The 15,879-nt window shown below is 58.5% G+C and carries 17 protein-coding genes; 6 read left to right on the forward strand and 11 right to left on the reverse strand.

All coding sequences use genetic code 11. The features are described 5' to 3' along the window. Window positions 1-16: 16 nt before the first annotated feature. The 3 genes from HYPMC_RS01725 to HYPMC_RS01735 form a co-directional block, all read right to left on the reverse strand. A complete protein-coding gene (locus HYPMC_RS01725) occupies window positions 17-1,624 on the reverse strand; it encodes an MFS transporter (protein ID WP_013946029.1) in 1,608 nt (535 codons plus the stop codon). Further along, on the reverse strand, window positions 1,621-2,790 hold the full coding sequence (locus HYPMC_RS01730; protein ID WP_013946030.1) for an HlyD family secretion protein: 1,170 nt from the start codon (window positions 2,788-2,790) through the stop codon (window positions 1,621-1,623). Before HYPMC_RS01730 ends, HYPMC_RS01725 begins: the two co-directional genes overlap by 4 nt. Before the next feature lie 169 nt (window positions 2,791-2,959). Then, a complete protein-coding gene (locus HYPMC_RS01735; RefSeq protein WP_013946031.1) occupies window positions 2,960-3,607 on the reverse strand; it encodes a TetR/AcrR family transcriptional regulator in 648 nt (215 codons plus the stop codon). A 115-nt stretch (window positions 3,608-3,722) separates the two neighbouring features. On the opposite strand from HYPMC_RS01735, the gene HYPMC_RS01740 reads away from it, so the two are divergent. Then, a complete protein-coding gene (locus HYPMC_RS01740) occupies window positions 3,723-4,988 on the forward strand; it encodes an HlyD family secretion protein (RefSeq protein ID WP_013946033.1) in 1,266 nt (421 codons plus the stop codon). Window positions 4,989-5,039: 51 nt separating this feature from the next. Further along, window positions 5,040-6,653 (forward strand): DHA2 family efflux MFS transporter permease subunit, encoded by a 1,614-nt coding sequence (locus HYPMC_RS01745; RefSeq protein WP_013946035.1) that lies wholly within the window; start codon window positions 5,040-5,042, stop codon window positions 6,651-6,653. On the opposite strand, the gene HYPMC_RS01750 is transcribed toward HYPMC_RS01745, so the two are convergent. The 4 genes from HYPMC_RS01750 to HYPMC_RS01765 all read right to left on the reverse strand — a co-directional run bounded on the left by HYPMC_RS01750 (window position 6,654) and on the right by HYPMC_RS01765 (window position 10,939). Beyond that, window positions 6,654-8,135 carry an MFS transporter gene (locus HYPMC_RS01750; protein ID WP_371199571.1) on the reverse strand — a complete coding sequence of 494 codons (1,482 nt, stop codon included), beginning with the start codon at window positions 8,133-8,135 and terminating at the stop codon, window positions 6,654-6,656. 57 nt (window positions 8,136-8,192) lie between these two features. Further along, window positions 8,193-9,188 (reverse strand): aldo/keto reductase, encoded by a 996-nt coding sequence (locus tag HYPMC_RS01755; protein WP_013946037.1) that lies wholly within the window; start codon window positions 9,186-9,188, stop codon window positions 8,193-8,195. Between the two features lie 69 nt (window positions 9,189-9,257). After that, the gene (locus HYPMC_RS01760) at window positions 9,258-10,364 is read right to left on the reverse strand and encodes an AbrB family transcriptional regulator (RefSeq protein WP_013946038.1); all 1,107 of its coding nucleotides are present in this window, start codon (window positions 10,362-10,364) and stop codon (window positions 9,258-9,260) included. Window positions 10,365-10,366: 2 nt separating this feature from the next. Next, window positions 10,367-10,939 carry a hydrolase gene (locus HYPMC_RS01765; protein ID WP_041300605.1) on the reverse strand — a complete coding sequence of 191 codons (573 nt, stop codon included), beginning with the start codon at window positions 10,937-10,939 and terminating at the stop codon, window positions 10,367-10,369. 98 nt (window positions 10,940-11,037) lie between these two features. Between HYPMC_RS01765 and HYPMC_RS01770 the strand changes: the two genes are divergently transcribed. Continuing rightward, entirely contained in the window at window positions 11,038-11,679 is a 642-nt protein-coding gene (locus HYPMC_RS01770) for a TetR/AcrR family transcriptional regulator (RefSeq protein ID WP_013946040.1), read from the forward strand. Here HYPMC_RS01770 and HYPMC_RS24035 read toward each other — a convergent pair. Further along, on the reverse strand, window positions 11,624-11,932 hold the full coding sequence (locus HYPMC_RS24035) for a hypothetical protein (RefSeq protein WP_013946041.1): 309 nt from the start codon (window positions 11,930-11,932) through the stop codon (window positions 11,624-11,626). The genes HYPMC_RS01770 and HYPMC_RS24035 overlap by 56 nt on opposite strands. Before the next feature lie 126 nt (window positions 11,933-12,058). After that, the gene (locus HYPMC_RS01780; RefSeq protein WP_013946042.1) at window positions 12,059-12,280 is read right to left on the reverse strand and encodes a hypothetical protein; all 222 of its coding nucleotides are present in this window, start codon (window positions 12,278-12,280) and stop codon (window positions 12,059-12,061) included. A gap of 249 nt (window positions 12,281-12,529) precedes the next feature. Here HYPMC_RS01780 and HYPMC_RS24040 point away from each other — a divergent pair, with 249 nt between their 5' ends. After that, on the forward strand, window positions 12,530-12,703 hold the full coding sequence (locus HYPMC_RS24040) for a hypothetical protein (RefSeq protein WP_013946043.1): 174 nt from the start codon (window positions 12,530-12,532) through the stop codon (window positions 12,701-12,703). A 384-nt stretch (window positions 12,704-13,087) separates the two neighbouring features. Here HYPMC_RS24040 and HYPMC_RS01785 read toward each other — a convergent pair whose 3' ends face one another. Together HYPMC_RS01785 and HYPMC_RS01790 are read right to left on the reverse strand one after the other, a co-directional pair. Further along, the gene (locus tag HYPMC_RS01785) at window positions 13,088-13,576 is read right to left on the reverse strand and encodes a hypothetical protein (protein ID WP_013946044.1); all 489 of its coding nucleotides are present in this window, start codon (window positions 13,574-13,576) and stop codon (window positions 13,088-13,090) included. A gap of 75 nt (window positions 13,577-13,651) precedes the next feature. Further along, a complete protein-coding gene (locus tag HYPMC_RS01790; RefSeq protein ID WP_024275286.1) occupies window positions 13,652-14,458 on the reverse strand; it encodes a cobalamin-binding protein in 807 nt (268 codons plus the stop codon). A 394-nt stretch (window positions 14,459-14,852) separates the two neighbouring features. Between HYPMC_RS01790 and HYPMC_RS01795 the strand changes: the two genes are divergently transcribed. After that, the gene (locus HYPMC_RS01795) at window positions 14,853-15,332 is read left to right on the forward strand and encodes a hypothetical protein (RefSeq protein WP_013946047.1); all 480 of its coding nucleotides are present in this window, start codon (window positions 14,853-14,855) and stop codon (window positions 15,330-15,332) included. A gap of 17 nt (window positions 15,333-15,349) precedes the next feature. Beyond that, on the forward strand, window positions 15,350-15,871 hold the full coding sequence (locus HYPMC_RS01800; protein WP_013946048.1) for an MOSC domain-containing protein: 522 nt from the start codon (window positions 15,350-15,352) through the stop codon (window positions 15,869-15,871). Window positions 15,872-15,879: the final 8 nt, after the last annotated feature.

Below are 15,879 nucleotides of genomic sequence, written 5' to 3' on the forward strand. Positions count from 1 at the left end.
CAGATGACCGCTTGGATCAGAACGCCGGGTTTTTCGGCTTCTGGACCGTTGCCACGAGAAGCAGACAGATCGCCGAGCCGACTGCCGCGGCAAGGAAGCCGTCAATATAAGAATAAACAGCGGCCTGCTGAGCGACGGCCGAGCCGAGCAGTTTTGTCGCTCGTCCGGCTGTGACGGCGTGATCAGCGGAGTGCGCGCCCAGAGCGTTCTGGTACGTCGTCAGCCGGTCCACCGTCATGACGGATGAAGCGTCGACATGAAGTCCGATCAGGTTCGAATGAACCTGTTCTCTGACGCGCACGAACGTTTGCATGAAAGACGTGCCGATTTCACCGCCGAACAATCGGCTCATCTGCAAGAGGCTGCCGATCGTCAGCGCGTCCGCGGGCGAGATCGATTTGATGACGAGAACGATTAGGCTCGTCAGCGCGAACGACTGTCCAAGCGCCTGCAGAATTTGCGACGGCAGGAAATCATTGGTCGCCCACTCGCTCGTCAGGTTGGTTCCCATCAGACATGCGATGCCGATCATCAAGTTGCCAAGCGCGAGCACGTAGCGGCCATCGACGCGGTTCAGGATGTAGCCGAGCGGCAGGACGATCGCGAATTGCGGTAACGCGATCCACAGGAGCACCGACCCAACCTGCAATTCGCGGAAGTTTTGCACCGTCTGCAGGTAGCTCGGGATGATGTAGGCGGTCGACAGAATGATGAACCGGAAGCCGGCGAGCAGGAGCAGCAGCGGGATCAGGTTTTCATGGGCGATGACCCGGATGTTGACGAACGGGCTGGGCGATATCAGTTCGCGGGCGATGAATAGCGCCGTCAGCAGTCCGCCGCCGACGAGCAGTCCGACGATCAGGCCACTGTTCAGCCAGTCAAGGCGATTGCCCTGGTCGAGCGCGGCGTAGAGAAGGCCGAAGCCAGCGCCGGCATAAAATATCCCAGGCCAGTCGAGATCGCGCAGTCGGCGGCTTAGGCCGCCTTCGACCGGCATGCCGTACCAAATGCATAAATACATGATGGGCAGCGCGATGCAGTACTGCCAGTCGATCCAATGCCAAGACAGATTGTCGGTGTACCAGCCTTCAAGTGAGGCGGCGACGTTCTGCGACAACTCCGAATTCATGGCATAGATCGAGATGCCATAGATGACGAGGCCCTTCGGAATATTGCGAAGGATGTAGCTGACCGTCAGCGGAATGAACGTTCCCGAGCCGATGCCGCCGAGAAACTGCATGACGAGAAAGGCGGTGAGGTTCGGCGATAGCGGTCCGAGCAGGCTCGTCATGAAGAAGACGATGATGCCCATCAGCAGGATGCGGCGAACACCGAAGATGGCGCCAAGGTAAGGCGAGGCGACGCCGATCAACATTTGTCCGACGCCGAAGCTAGTGGTGATCCAGGCGCCTTCATCGAAGCCGGCGTGCAAGCCACCGCGCAGATCGGCGAGGCCAAACGTCGTCGTGCGGCTGCCGAGCGTGCTCATCGTAGCGCCGAGCAGGACGCCGACCAGCCCGATATAGGGACGCGACGAAATCTTGTGGGTCTGCTGCGTGGTTTGCACCGCGCCGCTCGCGGCTGCGGGGGATGGGGCGGGAGCTGTCGCGGCAGCGGCGCTCATTTGCCGGAGCCCGACGGAATGTTCGGTGTGCCGGCCGTTGGGCTTGCTGCGGACTCCGGCGGTGCGGCGCCGGTATCAATCGTGGCTTCAACTGACATTCCAGGGCGCACCAGCGTGCCAAGAGCCGGATGATGGTCAAGCACGATCTTGACCGGAACGCGCTGCACGACCTTGGTGAAGTTGCCGGTTGCGTTATCGGGCGGAAGGAGCGCGAATGTGCTGCCCGTACCGGGCGACCAGCTGTCAACGTGACCCGTCAATTTCAAATCGGGAAAGGCGTCGACGTGGACGGTCGCAGGCTGACCGAGACGGATATTGGTCATCTGCGTTTCTTTGTAGTTCGCGATGACCCAGATTTCCGGAAGTGTGACGACTGCAATGACTTGGGTGCCGATGTTGACGAACTGGCCAGGTCGTACAAGACGCTGGCCGACCAAACCGTTCACGGGCGAAACGATACGGGTATAGCCGACGTTGTTCTGGGCGAGGGCGGCCTGAGCCTTGGCGGCGCGGACTTGCGCTTCGAGCTGGACCTGCTCGACGTCGAGGCTTGCGAGAATGGCCTTTTGCTGGGTGAGCTGCGCCTTATTGAGTTCAAGCTGAGCAGCTGTCCGCTTGGCATTGTCGTCGGCCTGTTCGACGCCTTGCGGCGTGCCGGCGACGCCGGATTTCAGCAGGTTGCGCTGACGTTCGGATTCCAGATTGTAGCGATCGAGGTCGGCGTTGGTGGCGTCGATGGTCGCTTCGGCCTGGCGGACCAACGCACGCTGCACATCTTTCTGGTTGGCGAGATTGGTGAGGTTTGCCTGGGCGGCGCTGATGTTGGCCTGTGCCTGTACCAGGGCGGCGTTGTAGTCGGCGGGATCAATCTCGACGATGAGCTGTCCTTTTTTCACCAACTGGAAATCGTTGACGGCGACCGATTTGATATAGCCGGACACCTTCGCCGCAAGCGGCGTGACGTCGCCTGAAATGAATGCGTCATCGGTCGTTTCGAAGCGCGCGGCTCCGGTCCAGCGATCCCAATGCCCGGCGACGTACCACGCGATGTAAATCGCGATGGCAACCGCCAGCACGCGCAAGGTCGTAAAGACCCAGGCGGGTGTCGCGCGGCGTGGGGTCGTTGCAGGGTCGGGCTGTTGCGTGCCGGCTGGGCTGTCGGTCATGACTCTCCTCGAAGCAGTGCCGGCAGGACATCATGGCCGTAGAGAATGAGCATTCGCAACGGCGCTATACATGGCTCGTTGCCCCATCTGGACGCCGAAGGGAAGTCCTAAAATTGCCGAAACGCACGATGCAGATGGCAGAGGTTATCAGCGGCTATCGTGGTTTTGCTCAGGCTCGACAGCCGTCGAGGAATAGATGCGCGCAGAACTTCGCGCGGGCCTCGATTTCGTCGGGTTCAGGCACGTGGCCGACACCGAGCATAGCCGAACGCTGAAGATCCATTGTCATCATGCCGCGGATTGCGGAGGCAGATCTGATGGGATCGTCAATTTTGAGTAAACCGCGTTGACGCTGGCGTTCGAGCCATCCGGCGATGGCGTTTGTGGTTTGGGTCACGGCGATCTCGTGAAAGGCAGCCGCGAGTTCGGGAAAGCGGTCGCTTTCGCCGATAACGAGGCGGAGAAGGCCTATGGTCTCCCTGCTCAGCGTCAGCGTGCCGAATGAAATGAGAATACGTTCGAGCGCTTCCGTCAGGTCCAACTTGTCAAGGCTGACAGGATCGACGGCCAGCATGAAGTTGCCAATCCGCTCGGAAATCACCTTCTCGAATAGATCGGCTTTGCAAGGGATCAGACGGTACATCGTCTTGGTCGATATGCCAGCTCTCTGCGCGACGTTACCCATTGTGGTCGCCGCAAAGCCATTGGCTTGAAATTCAGCGGTGGCGGCTTCGACCAGAAGATGAAGCGTCTCCGAGTCCGGCCGGACCTGAGGCCGCCCGCGGCACCGTTTCTGAACCGCACTATTTTGTCCCATGATCATTTTCCAAATTCACTTGACACAGAGATAATGGTTCCTATTTTGGAAAACAGCAAGTTTCTAAAAAAAAATTCTTGGGGCGCTAAGTCCGACATTTGTACAGGAGCCGGCCATGAGTCTTCATCCGAATGCTCTGACGCCAGATAGATCAATTTCTGAAGACGAAACAGTACCTTACGTGGAGCGTCCAATAACGGTCCAGCAGCGTGCGGCACCGGCCGAGATCGCGCCGCATGGTCGCGCTACCGACGAGCCAGATGTCGCTCCCCCGCAGTCGCAGGGGGCAGACTCGGCGGCTGAGCCTGTTCCCCGCAAAGGGCTGAAACGCGTGCTCATTGCTGGTGCTAGCCTCGTTGCCTTCGCTGCTGCCGGTTATCTCGGCTGGGAGTATTGGAACGTCTGGCGCTTCGAAGTCTCGACCGACGACGCCTATGTCCAGGCGGATAATACAACCATAGCGCCGCGCGTCTCAGGCTACCTCACGCAGGTTCTTGTCAATGACAACGAGCGCGTGAAGGTCGGTCAGGTTCTGGCGCGCATCGATTATCGTGATTTCAAGGTCGCGTTGGAGCAGGCGAAGGCCGACGTTCAGGCGGCGAAGGCTGCTGTTGCCAACAAGGTTGCTGCGCTCGATGCCCAGCAGTCGGTCATCAACGCCGCCAAGGCAACGATCGACGTCGACAAAGCCAACGAGACGTTCGCGGAACAGGACAGCGAGCGTTACAGCCATCTTGCATCGACAGGCTATGGTAGCGTCCAGAATGCGCAGCAGGCGGAGGCTCGGATTACGGCTGCCCGTGCTTCTATCGCGCGCGATACGGCGACGCTGACGAATGCGCAGAAGCAGATCGACATTCTCAAGGCGGAAGTTGCGCAAGCGAAAGCTACGCTTTCGCATGATGAGGCCGTGCAGGATCAGGCCGAACTCAATCTCTCATACACGACGGTCGTTTCTCCGATAGACGGCGTCGTCGGCAATCGCACATTGCGTGTCGGTCAGTACGTGCAGGCGGGTACGCAGCTGATGGCTGTCGTGCCGTTGAACGCCGCGTACATCGTCGCGAACTACAAAGAGACGCAGCTCGAAGATGTGCGTCCCGGCCAGCCGGTGAATGTCGAAGTCGACATGTTCCCTGGCGTCGAGATCCCGGCGCACGTTGATAGTCTCGCGCCGGCAAGTGGTCAGCAGTTTGCGTTGCTGCCGCCGGACAATGCGACGGGCAACTTCACGAAGATCGTGCAGCGTATCCCGGTAAAGATTGTGCTCGATCCGGATAGCCCGCTGACAGGCGAGTTGCGTCCGGGAATGTCGGTCTATCCGACCATCGAGACGAAGAAGAAGACAGAGGGGACGGCTGCGTCCGTTGCAGCCAGGTGAGCCCAGCGGCTGCGCGTGATGACGCGCGGCTGCACTGTGGAGTAGACCGTCATGGCAAGCATCGCTGAGACGACAGGGCCGGGCGCAACTCTGCCCCGTCAGACGACTTCGATTTCAGAAGACAAAGCCAGTCTGACGACGTGGATCGCTGTTATCGCGGGCATGATCGGCGCGTTTATGTCGATCTTGAACATCCAGATCACGAACGCGTCGCTGCTCGACATCGAAGGCGGCATCGGGACGGGTGCTGATAACGGGGCGTGGATTTCGACGTCGTATCTCATCGGCGAGATCGTCGTCATTCCGCTGACCGGCTATCTCAGTCGCGTTTTCTCGTTCCGGACATATATCGTCGCGAGTACGTTCTTCTTTGCCGTGTTCTCGATGGCATGCGCGTTCGCTCATAATCTCGGTGAGATGATTGCGATGCGTGGTCTTCAGGGCTTCGCGGGCGGCGTACTGATTCCTATGGCTTTCACGATGGTGGTGACCCGACTGCCGAAGCCGCAGCAGCCGATCGGGCTCGCGCTGTTTGCGATTGCGGTGACGTTTGCGCCGGCCATCGGCCCGACCATCGGCGGGTATCTGACCGAGAACTACGGCTGGCAGAAGATTTTCTTCATCAACACCATTCCGAGCGCAATCATGATCGTTGCGCTGCTGGCGACGCTCGAAAAGGAAAAGATGCAGCTTGGGCTGCTCAAGGAAGGCGATTGGGCGGGCATCGTGACGATGGCGATCGGGCTTTCGTCGCTGCAGACGATGCTGGAGGAAGGCAACAAGGACGATTGGTTCGGGTCGCAGTTCATCGTCAATCTTGCGGTCACAGCCGTTGTGTTCCTGACGGCGTTCGTATGGATCGAGCTGGTGGTGAAGAAACCGCTCGTCGATCTGAAGCTGCTGAAAAACCGGAACTTCGCGATAGGAACGGTCGCAAACATGCTCGTCGGCTTTGCGCTGTTCGGCACGGTTTATGTACTGCCGCAATATCTCGGTCAGGTGCAGGGATATAACTCGGAGCAGATCGGCAACGTTCTGGCCTGGACGGGCCTGCCGCAGCTTCTGATCATCCCATTCGTTCCTCGCCTGATGAAGAGTTTCGACATTCGCTATATCACAATCCTCGGCATCGCCTTGTTTGCTGCGAGCTGCTTCATGAATATCGAGATGTCGCTCAACTATTCCGGTGATCAGTTGTTCGTCCCGAATATCGTGCGTGCGGTCGGGCAAGCCTTGATCCTCACGCCGCTGACGGCCATCGCGACGGCACAGATCGGGCCAAAGGATGCAGCAAACGCGTCAGGGTTGTTCAATATGCTGCGCAACCTCGCCGGCGCGGTCGGTACCGCCTCGCTGGAGACGATCATTACGAAGCGTGAGCAGTTTCACTCGAACATCATCGGACAGTCGGTGAACATCAATCGGGAGAACGTGCGCCAGCGCATCGATGAGATGACCAATTATTTCATGGCGCATGGCGTGTCCGACGTCGCGACGGCGAAGCACCAGGCGATCGTCGCGTTGGGCAATATCGTCAAGCGGCAGTCGCTGATCATGGGATTCAGCGACACGTTCGCGGTCATCGGCGTGATGCTGTCGATCGCGGCGATTGCATTGCTCTTCGCGCGCAAAGCCAAACCCGCCGCAGGTGCGGCGGCACATTGATCAATTCGTCGCCGACAAGGGGCGCGCGACCTCTTCAAGAGGTTTGCGTTCCGCGGCGACGGCTTTGAATGCTGCGACACCGGCGGCAGTCATCATCAGGACGGCGCCGATGAGGTAGCCAATGAGCACGCTATCGCGCGAACCGGTGTCGATCAGATGGCCAAGGAAATACGGCCCGACAATGCCGCCGACGCCCGTTCCGACAGCATAGAAAATGGCAATCGCCAGTGCGCGGACTTCGAGCGGGAACGACTCGCTGACTGTCAGATACGCGGAGCTTGCGGCGGCGGAGCCGAAAAAGAACACGACGACCCAGCAGGCCGTTAGTTGCCACGTCGAAACGAGGTCGGCCGCAAAGAGCCATCCCGTACCGGCAAGCAGAATGCCCGAAAGACTATAGGTCAGCACGAGCATCGGCCGGCGGCCCCAGGTGTCGAACAGGCGGCCTATCAACAAAGGTCCTAGGAAATTTCCAGCAGCAAACGGCAAGATATAGAGACCGATCTTATCGGTCGGGACGCCGTAGAATGACGACAGCACCAGAGCGTAGGTAAAGAAGATCGCGTTGTAGAAATAGGCTTGGGCAGCCATCAGAGCAAAGCCGACGATGGCGCGATCGCGATTGGTCTTGAAGATCGCCGTAGCAATTTCAGCCAGCGGCGTGTGGGTGCGGGTTTTGAATTGCGTTGCCGCGAGGCCGGTGCGATCCCAGGCGTGACCCTCGCGTGCAAAATCCGCTTCGATGCCGTTGACGATTTTTTCGGCTTCGGTGGCGCGGCCATGCGTGATGAGCCAGCGCGGGCTTTCCGGTATCCAGAAGCGCATCGCGAAGATGACAACGCTCATGCCGCCGCCAATGGCGAATGCGAGGCGCCAGCCGAGATCGGCTGGGATCAGGGACGTGTCCAGAAGCACAATCGAACCGAACGCACCGATTGCGGCGCCGAGCCAGAAGCTGCCATTGATCGCGAGGTCAGTCCAGCCGCGGAAGCGGGCGGGAATCAATTCCTGGATCGTAGAGTTGACGGCGGTATATTCGCCGCCGATACCCGCGCCAGTGAAAAAACGGAAAGCTGCGAAGCTCGCCAAATTCCATGAAAATGCTGTTGCGAACGTTGCTAGCATGTATGTCGCAAGAGTGATGAAGAACAATTTCTTGCGGCCCAGCCGGTCCGTCAGCCAGCCGAAAAAGATTGCGCCTAAAACGGCGCCTGCGAGATAAGCGCTGCTGGCGAGGCCGATATCAGTATTGGAGAATTTGAGTGCGGGACTTTCTTTAAGTGCGCCGGCGATAGCGCCGACAATCGTTACCTCAAGGCCGTCGAGGATCCATGTGATGCCGAGCGCCGCGATGACGAGGATATGAAAGCGTCCGAACGGCAGGCGATCGAGGCGTTGCGGGATACTCGTCTCGATAATGTCGCCCGTTTGCGTTTCCGCTTCCGAGGCCGTCTTCTGCATCACATCCCCCGTTAAGCTCACTACGCCTGCAATGAGAACGCAGGAGCTAGGGGTACGTTTCAGTCCAAAACGTAAATGTCAGACAAAAGCTTCGGTTTGTGCGTGCGGCTCATACAATTCTTCGAGCTTGGAAATCTCTTTGTCCGAGAGCTTCAGAGATACGGCTTTTATTGCGTCATCAAGCTGGTAGGGCTTGGTCGCACCGATGACGGGCGAGGTCACGACCGGTTTATGCAGCATCCAGGCAAGCGCTACTTGAGCTGGCGGAACGCCGCGGGCTTTTGCAACTTCGACCACACGATCGACGACTGGCTTGTCGAGTTTCTTTGATTTCTCGTAGAGCCGCTGTGCAAAGGGATCGTTCTGTGCGCGCGTCGTTTCCGGCTCGTCCTGCCAGGGACGCGCAAGACGTCCGCGTGCAAGCGGAGACCATGGGGTCACGGCGATGCCTTCCGATTGGCAGAGCCGAAGCATTTCCCGTTCGTCTTCGCGATAGAGAAGATTGTAGTAGTTCTGCATCGAAACGAACGGCGCCCACCCGTGTGCACGCTGCAAGCCGAGCGCCTTCATGAATTGCCAAGTGAACATTGACGACGCGCCGAGATAGAGCGCTTTGCCGGAGCGCACGACTTCATCGAGCGCTTCAAGCGTTTCCTCAAGTGGTGTGCCGTAGTCGTAGCGATGGATGATATAGAGATCGACATAGTCCGTGCCAAGCCGCGTCAGGCTGTCGTCGATTTCGGCGAAGATCGCTTTACGTGAGAGACCGCGGCCGTTCGGGCCTTCGCGCATCGGCGAGCACACTTTCGTCGCGATGACGACTTCATCACGCCTGGCGAAATCGCGGATGGCGCGGCCCAACACGCGTTCGCTTTCGCCGTGCGTATAAACGTTGGCGGTGTCGAAGAAATTGATGCCGTTTTCGAGCGCTGTTTTGATGTAGGGCCGGCTCTCCTCTTCCGAGAGCGTCCACGCCCATTTCATGACGCCATCGTTAGATTGGCCATAGCTCATGCAGCCAAGGCAGATGCGCGACACATCGAGACCGGTATGGCCAAGTTTGACGTAATCCATCGGGATTCCTCCGTCGGTAGAAGCTGTTTTGGGGCCGACTGATGTGCAGCCGTCTATCGCTTTGAAGCGCTATTTCAAAGTGCCAATATCGAGCGTCTGCTCCAACCGTCGCGCAACGAAGCGCGAGATCGAAGGGCCGACCGCGATGACGATCACGAGGCGCAGCGTTTGCAACGCCATGATGAATGACATGTCGACTTTCGATGAGGCAGCGATCACGGCAATAGAGTTCAAGCCGCCGGGGCTCGTTGCGAGATAGGCCGTCAGCGGGTCGACGCCGAGGAGTTCGGTCAGGATCGCGGCAAGCCCCCCGCAGAATATGATGAGAACGAGTACAGCCAAAACAATGTGAGGCAGCTTTTTCAAGGCGTGAACAAGGATGTCGCGAGAAAACGTTTGGCCGATCATCCAGCCGATAAAGGCGTAGGACATTGCGAGCAACCAATAGGGCAACTCGATTTCCATGATGCCCGACGACTGCAACGCAGCACCGAGTGCCATGGGGAGCAGCATGGCGCCCGCCGGAAATCGTAAAAGGTAACCAGCTAAGCCGCCGACGGCTGCGAGAGCGATTGTTTCTGCGAAGGCGATCCAATCGATAGGCGGAAACCACGCGCTTGAATGGGTTTCCGGCGTTACATGGATCCAAATATGCGCGACGATCGATGCTGCCGCGACGACCATGACCACGCGCAAATACTGCATGAAAGCAACGAGACGGACATCGGCTCCATAGGCGCCGGCCATCAAGATTGCGGCGGTGGCGGCTCCCGGAGAAAAGCCCCAGACGGCCGTCGTGCCGGGCATGATCTGCGATTTGCCGAGCAGCCAGCCGATCAAGCTGGTGGCCAGGATCACTGTCAGGACCACGGACAGTAACAGCGGCCATTGCTTCACAAACCGTGCGATAATTTCGGGAGAGATCGTGCTCGCAAGCATGCAGCCGACGATGGCTTGAGCGATGAGCCTAACGTAGGGCGGCAACCGGATCGAGCCGCCGTTGGTTTCGACGACGATCGCTGCGATCATTGGGCCGAGAAGGATCGCAGCGGGGAGTCCGGTCAGACCGATCAGCGCCGTTACCACAAACGATAGAGCGACGAGGATCAGCCACTGAACCGGCTTCGTAAGGTTGGCCAGGAGCGCGTCTGGGGCGCGTGTCGGATTGGGCGACACCGTTATTGGCCACCTAATTCAATATCGGCTGCTTCGGTGACGCGACTGATCCGAGGGAAAATCATTTCGACGGCAAAGTTGTGCATTTCCGCTGAGAAGCTTGCGGTAATATCCTCGGCGAGAACGATGGCATAGTTGCGTTCCCAGGCTTGGCGCGCAGTGGATTCAACGCCGATGTTCGTTGCTATGCCGCCGAGGACGATCGTGTTGATGCCGCGGCGACGGAGCTGGACGTCGAGATCCGTGCCGTAGAACGCGCCCCAGTTGTGTTTGGTGACGCGAATATCAGTCGGCATTGCTAAGCCATGGACGAGTTCTGAGAAGTCATCGGGAAATCCGCCCGGAGGGATCGCTACGGGGCTGTCGACAGGGACGCGGACGGCGTCGGCGAAATCTTTGGCGAAGGCGACATTGACGAGGACGACGGGGGCGCCTGCGGAACGAAATCGCATTGCTAATTCCGACGCACGCTTGACGACACCGGCTCCCGTGTATGGCGCAACGTTGCGCGCTACAATTCCGATCTGGAGATCGATGAGGACGAGGGCCGTCGTTTTGGGGTCAAGCTGAAGCATCGGCATCTGCCTTTCGCTCTTGGCCATTGGTGTCCGTTGGCCTGATTACGGTTTCGTGATATTTGAGGCATCGCTCAAATTATTCTGGATAGTTGAGGATGGCCTCAAGTAAGTCAACAGGGACGCAAGAGCGCACCGCCTTGAGCCCGCAGCGGCGGCCAGGGCAGGAGCGGGTGGCGGCGCTGCTTGAGGCGGCGGCAGTTGTCATCGCGGAAAAAGGCTATGACGCCACGACGATGGCGGAGGTCGCGGCGCGGGCGGGCGCGCAGATCGGGTCGCTTTATCGGTTTTTTCCCAACAAGGACGTTCTTGCGAGCGCGTTGATCGAACGGTTTCATGACAGGGCCGGTTCGTTCTTCGATGCGATCGATCAACGGGCAGGGGAGCTTTCCGTTGCCGAGTTGACCGACGCGTTGCTCGACCTGCTTGGAGATCTGCGATCGGAGACGCAAACCATCGTCGCGCTTCTGGAGGGCAGAGCAGAATTGTCAGACCGCCGGCTTGAGTTTCGCCGGGAGCTTCGCAAACGCATTGCGCGGACGCTCATCAATCGCTGTCCAAAGCTTCGCAAGGGTCAGGCTGAGGACGCGGCAGCAGTTCTGTTACAGAACATGAAGTCCATAGGTGCGCTGACGAAGGAGATTGGCAACGGCGTTCGGCCGAGCGCGCTTGTTGAGCTTCGTGTCATGACCCGGCACTATCTCGAGAAGATATTTGCGGACGCCGGTTGCCGGGAATAGCAAGCTTGCCGCCCGCTTCGAGCCAGAGTGCTAAGGCCGTCGCGGCGATGACGCCGAGGATGGCGCCGGTGCTGTTGGCCAACAAAGTGCCGGCTGCCCAAGATATGGCGATCAGCAACAGAGAGGGAAAGATAACGCTCGCCTTGGCTTTGGAAAGCGATGCGATGATGACCAAAGCGCCGAGGATGGCGCCGATAGCACCGAAATAATAATCGCAAATAGCGCCAATAAAAACGATGAAGACCAGTGTCACGCCTGTCGTCCCTTGGGAACGCGAATCGGTGAGCACACGTCGCTAATCTACATCAGAGGCGTTCAAATTTCCTGATCAGTATTTAGACAAAATGCGGGGCGAGCTGCCTAATGTGAATGCAGATCGTCAGTTGACGCCGGATTCCGCGAGCAGACGATAGCGGGTCCAGCGCAGATGCCGAATCCGTGCCTGGTCGACACGGTCGCGCAGATGCCTGATCCGGGTCATTTCAGGTAGCTCAATGACCTTGCCGCGGCATGTGCGGGTATACGCGACGAGTTCATGCTCCGCTGCGTTCAAGCGAGCTGTGGCTTCGCGCTGGAAGAGCGAGACAAGCTTTGCATCCATAGGCAAGACCCTCCCTTCTTCGCAGGCTACGTGATTTGGATTGCCTCAGAAAGGGCGACCAAATTGATCTCCACAGCGGTTGGTTCGCGGACGGGAATGCGTAAAAGGCACTTCCCTTTGTCGTGATGGTCGACGACTGATCGCGATGTCGGGCGGGCATTTGAAAGTCCGCGGCAATGTGATCGCCGTCTTGTTCGTAGCGTTCCGAATATCCATGTTGCTGTGGGCGCGATATTGGAGGCCGTCCCAATGCCAGATGAAGATGCAGCGTCCGTCATCTTTTTTGTCGGCAGCCTTTATGCGTTTGGGATCGTGCTCCTCTATGTCTTGGCGCGTGCGTGGGAGCAGGCGCTTTCGACCCGTCCGGATCCGAAACGGGCGCCTGCCCATCGCCGCGATATCAATCGACCCAGAGGCTTTTGACGCCGTTCAGCGTTCTCGTGGTGATTGACGCGCCGGCGAAGCGGGAATTCGCTTATTCACGGCGCCTATAGGTCCGTGCCTTTGCTCTTGGTTAATTCTTTCGGAATGGAAGTTTCGCAATTGCGTATGCTTGATTGCAGCCTACGCAGATCAGCTCATACTTTCGTGCAATACGGCACGCGGAAAGACCGAATTACTGGCTCAATTTAAACATCGTTCTTCGACAAAACGGCAGTTGTTAACACCTTACTCTCGATTATCTGATATATTCCGTACACCTCATGTCCTCCCCCCGGAATGAGGCTTGAAGCGTGGGCATCCGGCCATCCCCCTCATTCCCCCCCGCCGGGTGCCCACCACCTTTGCCTGTATGGCGCGGGGAAATCACATATCTGCACGCAGCGTGCGCATAATAAGTTGGTTCGATGTTTCATTGTGCTTGGCGAGCGAAGGAGAGCGTCTCGGCGCCTGTCTCGCCCAGCCTGCTACGCGCGGTTTTGGCGCCGCGGTATTCGGCGACGGATCGGCTACAGGATCATCGGTGCTCACATCGATTGAGTTGATCTGCTCGGACTCATCCATTGCCTTAGCCAGTGCGCCGACCGTCATCGCGGGGGCGGTTGGGATCAGCAGCGTTCTGCTGGCTTTGGGCTCTGGCGCCTGCTTTTGCTCGGCAAGATAAGTTTCAACGCGCGAGGGGCGCGGATCGCGCGACGGAAGCAGGGCCAATTTGGTCATCGCTTCGCGGGCCAATGCTTCGCCGACGGTTACTGCTATCCAAGAGCTTCCGACGATCAGAGCTATATAAAATAGCGAGGTGTAGACGCGATTAGACATGGCACCAGTCTGAAACTCGACTTCGGGTGCCCCCACACCAACCTAACAGACTACGCCCGGATTTCCCGGCCGTTCCCCTGGGCTGATAAAAATCATCTTAGCGGAATTTGCTCAGTTATCTTTGAATGTGACTAATGCCTGTCGCACCGCCGCGCGAATGGCATCGAGACCATCGGTGAGTGCGGCCGGTCCGGGCTGCAAAATTAGCGACGATTTGATTTCAAAAACCAGATTGTTGACGACGGCAGGAATAGTTTCCCAGCCCGGACGGCGGCGGATCGTCTCCGGGCGTACCTTCTTACCGCACCATGATGCGAGAATGACCTCGGGCGCTTGGGCGATCACCGTTTCGGCGGATACGATGCGGTCCTTGGCGGCCGCTTTGCGGCGCAGGTCGGAAAAGATGTCGTCGCCACCTGCGATTTCGATAAGTTCGGATACCCAGCCCAGACCGGCGATCAGCGGGTCGTCCCATTCCTCGAAATAGACGCGTGGACGATGCTTCTGTCCCGCTGTTTCGGCGCGGACGGCTTCTATCCGTAGTGCGAGCGAGGTAGCGAGGGCTTCGGCTTTGTCTCCGCAACCGATGAGTGCGCCAAGCGTCTGGATCATCGCAAAGATCCCCGCGAGGTCGCGCTGATTGAAAATGTGCACCTCTTGCCCGGCTCGCGCGAGATCGGCCGCGATCTGGGCCTGAAGGTCGGAGAACGCGAGGATGAGATCGGGTTCGAGCGCGAGTATCTTTGGGATATCGGCAGAGGTAAATGCCGAAACTCTGGGTTTTTCGCGGCGGACCTCCGGCGGGCGAACGGCATATCCGGATACGCCGACGATGCGGTCTTGCTCGCCGAGCAGATAGAGCGTTTCGACAGTCTCTTCGGTCAGGCATACAAGCCGGCGAGGAGGAAAGGAGCGCATGGGGTTGCCCCGAACGAATGCCATTGCTGGATGTGCGGTCGGTTCCGTTTGGCCAGTCAGAGCGCGATGCTAACAGTCGTTTGCACACTGAGAAACCGGCGCCTCCGCCTGGGCTAGACAACTGGAGAGTTGGGCTTAGGCGGCGAGGAAGCGAATATTACGGGATGTTTATCAGAACAATCTGGAACAAATCTTCGGGTCGATTGTTAAAGCTGCCGCAAAATCTGCGTGAGGCTCCATTAAAACGTACGTGCGCGCATCGAGCATGACCACCTCGTCCATTTGCGTGGGTTGAGGCATCATCGAGACGTGTGGCATCAACTGTTCATCGGGAATACATCCTGGTTCGTCAAAGGTTCTGGCCGTGTTTGCGGACAGCGGAAGGAAATGAAATATGGAAACGACCCTGAAGTCACTGCTCGTCGCCTTGTCGTTCTTGGCCCTTGCTCCGGCTGCTTATGCCGCTGAGAGCGCCGAGAACGGCGTCGAGCTGGCATTCATGCCGAGCGCGATGGACGTGACGCTGCTCAACGAGGGCGGAAAGTACGTGGCGATTGATCTCAAGAAGATCGCCAAGGGCGAGAAGTGCCACATGGAGAAGGATTCGGTGATTATGAAAATCGGTCCGGGCGCCACGCCTGGGTCGACGCTCGTTCGCTATGCAGCGCCGAACCTGTCGCACGGCGGTTGCCCGTTCATGACAGAATTCGAGCTTTCGAACGCCGACTATTCCGCAGCCCGGGCCGAATATAACGCCAAAGCCGAAGAGGCGTCGAAGAAGATCGACGATCTCAAGAAGCAGCTCGGCGATAAGTGGAATGAGCTGACGAAATCGGCCGAGCCTCAGAAGGAGGCCGAACCGCCGAAGAACTAAGGTGACAGGAGGGGCATGTGCAGTCGCTGCCTCACCAATCGATTCTGGCGAAATTACTGGCCGGTCCCGTGGGGCCGGGCCGGCTTACCTGGATCGGTCTTCGACCTTCCCGCAAAGCGCCGATGCTCACGCCAGCATCGGCGCTTTTCGTTGCGGGCCAAGGAATCGAGGGTGATCGCTACAAGACGCAGCGGAACGGTCCGCGACAAGTGACGCTCATTGCGGCTGAGGATCTCGCCGCGATAGCGTCGTTTATGGGTAGGGACGTTTCGCCGGAGCTGTTGCGGCGAAACCTCGTCACGAGCAGGCTCAATCTGAATGCCCTAAAGGAGCGGCGCATTCTGATCGGTGAGGTTGTCTTGGAGGCCAGCGGCGAGTGCGCGCCGTGCAGCCAGATGGAAGCGAACTTGGGGCCGGGAGGTTATAACGCCGTTCGTGGCCGCGGCGGACTGACGGCACGCATTATTACTGGTGGGGAAGTAAGACTGGGGGATGCGATCGAACGTGTTGAGAATTGGCCGCCGCCTGCCGCGACCTAACAGTTCCC

Source organism: Hyphomicrobium sp. MC1, from assembly GCF_000253295.1.
GTDB lineage: Bacteria > Pseudomonadota > Alphaproteobacteria > Rhizobiales > Hyphomicrobiaceae > Hyphomicrobium_B.